4 protein-coding genes are annotated in these 3,502 nt (G+C 31.1%); all 4 read left to right on the top strand.

Features of this window, described 5'->3' with window-relative positions:
- The first annotated feature begins 129 nt into the window (after nucleotides 1-129).
- The 4 genes from IM744_RS20520 (at nucleotide 130) to IM744_RS20505 (ending at nucleotide 3,262) form a co-directional block, all read left to right on the top strand.
- Nucleotides 130-930 carry an HAD domain-containing protein gene (locus IM744_RS20520; protein ID WP_194510032.1) on the top strand — a complete coding sequence of 267 codons (801 nt, stop codon included), beginning with the start codon at nucleotides 130-132 and terminating at the stop codon, nucleotides 928-930.
- 168 nt (nucleotides 931-1,098) lie between these two features.
- On the top strand, nucleotides 1,099-1,677 hold the full coding sequence (locus tag IM744_RS20515; protein ID WP_194510031.1) for a hypothetical protein: 579 nt from the start codon (nucleotides 1,099-1,101) through the stop codon (nucleotides 1,675-1,677).
- Nucleotides 1,678-1,851: 174 nt separating this feature from the next.
- Entirely contained in the window at nucleotides 1,852-2,520 is a 669-nt protein-coding gene (locus IM744_RS20510) for a hypothetical protein (RefSeq protein WP_194510030.1), read from the top strand.
- A 208-nt stretch (nucleotides 2,521-2,728) separates the two neighbouring features.
- Nucleotides 2,729-3,262, top strand: coding sequence for a hypothetical protein (locus IM744_RS20505; protein WP_194510029.1), 534 nt, complete (start codon nucleotides 2,729-2,731; stop codon nucleotides 3,260-3,262).
- Nucleotides 3,263-3,502 lie beyond the last annotated feature (240 nt).

Raw genomic sequence — 3,502 nt, 5'->3', positions numbered from 1 at the left:
CTATATATTTTAATTTCAGGAAATTTAAACTAAAAAATATACGGCAGACAACACGTGGTATAAATAATGGCCTAAAAAGCAAGTTTATGGAGAAGGCCACTATTCATACCACTAACCATTAGCTACAATTTGAGACACAACAAACTTTTGATATTAGATTTAGATGGAGTTTTAATAACAAATCCATCGTGGAAATCCGACCGAATTGACTCGGATGGATATTCTGAATTTAATGAATCTTGTGTTGAAAACTTAAACCAACTTCTCACACTTACGGAATTTGACATTTGGTTAAGCTCAACTCGTCGAACCGTTAAAACTTTGACTGAATTCAATTTGATTTTTAAAAATCGTGGAATAAATAAAGAAATCGTCGGATTTTTGCCTGAATATGCAGATTGCAAAAACCGAAAAGAAGAAGTCCAAAAATTTATAGCGGAATATAAGCCATCTGATTTTCTGATTATCGATGATGACAAATCTCTAAACGGATTGGAAAATGGAATAAAAGAGAAACTAATTCTGACTGATTTAATAAAAGGGTTTGACTTAGAAAAACTAAATGAAGTGACTGAAAAAATGAAAAATAGGAAAACAGTAGTTACGAATAGGTTTATTCTTGGAAATGGTAAAGATGGTATTTACTCTGATTTAACTATAGAGGTCGAATTATCAAACTCTGCAATATTGAAAAGAGGAAAAACCATTGAATTAAAAGACAATAAAGTTTTAAACGATATTGAATCTGAAATTAAATCTTGGATAAATGATTATAAAGAAAAAGGCATAAAACTAAAAATAACAATTCTGAATGTTGGAATTGACTCTGAAGGTAGAAGATATCAAACAATGAATTCTGTAAGAGGAGCTATGCACGATGCATTACCAAATATTGGAATTGAACCACCACAAATGTTTAGCATAGAATAGCAATTAATATTCTGAAAAACAAAAAACTGTAGCTAACAAAGTATAAAAATAATGCTTAGTTTAGTGCTTAATCGAGAGTCTGTGCACTTTTGTTACGTCTGATTTTCCTGCGGAAAATCCTCGCACACAAAACCGCACTATTCTTATACTAGACCGTTACCTACAATTATGAAAAAACCGAGAATACTAATCATAACATTTCTGATTTTTGCTTCTTTTCAATGTTTTGGACAAGAATATTCTTCACGTGCAATTGATGGAAACGGATTTGATTCTGTTTTTCAGAATATGGAATCAGGAAATTTTAGCGGAACTATAAACGGAGTTTTAATTGTGAGAGATTCTGAAAACAAGGAATCTTTATTAGATTTTCAAGGCAGTTACGCAAAATTGGAAATAGAAAAAGATGAAGACGAAGTTTATGATGTGAGTTATAAAAAATATACTGGAAAAACAACGAGCGGAAAAACGGAAATTAAATACGAAACTTACGCTTACGCAAACTCAATCGGAATTGAATTCAAAGGAGAATATTATGATTTATCGTTAATCGATGGAGCGTGTGATTTAGTTATTAATGGACTTGAATACTCTTATGAATCTGAAAATAGTGCTGAATATCTAATTATAAGAATTACTAAAGAAATAGAATTAATGAATCGTTATGATAGCAAAATTAGAAAAGCAATAAAACTTTTACCGAATTCGACTTTGGTTATAGCAATTAATCGGAATAAAAAACTGTAGGTAACACCGTGTATAATTAATTGCTTGGTTCTTCCCTACTTGCGAATATTCCTTCGGAATATTCACGGGTTCATAAATGTTTACTAACTTAGTTGCTAAACCACGCAACTAACCATACACAACAACGTTACCTGCAAGCTGAAAATGAGAATCCGAAACAACATACTTATACTAATGACTTTGCTTATTTACTCTTGTAATGAGAAAGTTGAAAAGCAAAAACCTGAACAGATTTCGGAGCCAATTATCGAATCCAAAGCTGAACTAAACACAAAATCGGAATTATATACTGATTACTCAATATCTGCTGAACTTTTTGCAAAAAACGTATTAAAAGAGAATTTAAGAAAACATACTTTTGACATTACTGATTTAGAAAAGCCAGTACACACTCAAATTTTTCATAACGTCGGATTACAAAAAATAGAAGCTTATTCTAACAAGAACTATCCGAAAAATTCTGAACCTAATTATTACGAACATTTTACTCTTTTTGTTGCTACTTATCATAGCGAAATTAATGCTCTAAAGACATTTGAGTTGATTAAAATGACCTCTAAAGAAAATCTGGCTGAATACCAACTAGCTCAAAAGGAATTTGTTCAACGTGTTAAAGCACTTAATATCGGAACAAAACCAGGTGGAATGATTGTTCAATCTGGAAAACAAATTTTTAGTTTGGTAGAGACTTGCAGAGAAACACCTATTGGCGGAACTTGGAATGAATATGAAAATAAGTTTATTAAGTATTTAACGAAACGAGGCGATGAAGAATTTAAAGTGCTGAATTCTGATTGTGGGAATGATAGATACAAAATTGAAACGAGAAAAGCCAGCAGGTAACACCGTGTATAATTAATTGCTTGCTTCTAGCCTACTTACGAACATTCCTGCGGAATATTCTATCTGTGATTTATTTGCTAACTTAGTTCCTTAAATCACGCAACTAACCATACACAATCACGTTACCCAACATTTACCAAAAATGCTACGACAGATTAACATTCAACTCATTGACAAAATAAAAAAGCCGATAGAAGGCAACCGAATTTTGAGTGGAATAATGAATGTTTTAGTAATTATTCTTTTTCCAATAATTTTGATTGTTGGAATTATAATAATGATGTTTGTTGGAATATTTGCTTTTTTTCAAAGACTATTTTTTAAATCAGAAACTGAATTAGAATTAGAAATTGAATCGTCTAATATCGAGCAATGGAATATTTTTACAAACTTTAACGGAATAAGTATTTATCAAAAATATGTTAGTGAAATCAGATTTGGACCAGCATATCTGAATTTGAAGAGCGAACCGAAAATTGAATTTTTAGAGAATAAACTGTTTGGAGATTGGTTTTTTACTTATTCTAATGGAATTTTACTTCAACAATGGAATACGACTAAAAAACCAAATACAAATCTGATTTTTATCGGAATTGACAATCGTGAAGTACAAGTTTTGGAAAAAAATATTCCTTCTGTAAATTGGAAAATAGTAGAAACGAAAGATAAAACCTTGGAATTGAATTGTGATACAGGAAAAGAGGTTTTGACTTATAAAATAGAAATAAAAAACGTTGGGTAACATCGCATAAAAATAATGCGTAGATTAGTACTTAAACAAAGTGTAGTGCTTTTTTGTTACTTCTGATTTTCCTGCGGAAAATCCTCACACACAAAACCGCACTATTCTTATACGTAACCGTTGTCAGCCATTGCTTATAGCGGAAGGATTCGTTTTTTTAAAGGTGTATGGAAAAAATAAGGAGTTCTTTTTTGTATTGGTGAAAGACCCGCCTTTTTTAAGGGGATTTCCGACCAAGTA

Origin of the sequence: Psychroserpens luteus, assembly GCF_015319355.1 — a bacterium.
GTDB lineage: Bacteria > Bacteroidota > Bacteroidia > Flavobacteriales > Flavobacteriaceae > Psychroserpens > Psychroserpens luteus.
Note: the sequence above shows the minus strand (reverse complement) of the source record. Positions and strands in the feature narration are given on the sequence as shown.